The sequence below is a fragment of the Methylobacterium sp. D48H genome (genome assembly GCF_053345715.1).
Window position 1 is genome coordinate 1 of sequence record NZ_JBKFAP010000215.1, and the last position, 282, is coordinate 282.

Consider the following 282-nt stretch of genomic DNA (forward strand, 5'->3'; position numbering starts at 1 on the left):
TCCTCGTCGGCAGCCACGGCCGGATGTCGCCGACCTTCGTGGAGACCGGGACGCACGACCTCGTGTTCCTGCGGCTGCTGGCCAAGGCCCTGCGCGGCCTGAGCGCCGAGCACGCCGTCCTCCTCGGCAAGCCGCTGCGCCGCTACTCCGGCGACCTCGCGACGATCGCCAAGGGCGAGACCTGGGCCGCGGCCTGACGCCGCCTGGGCAAGGGGCGTGGACGCGTCCTATGCTCCCCGCCAAGCCGGCCCGCACGAGGCCGCCAGCCCGGGGAGGCGCCCA

General features: G+C 75.5%; 1 pseudogene. It reads left to right on the plus strand.

The features are described 5' to 3' along the window. Positions 1–197: pseudogene (locus ACLBX8_RS32185) on the plus strand (formylmethanofuran dehydrogenase subunit C); the annotation flags it as partial. Positions 198–282 lie beyond the last annotated feature (85 nt).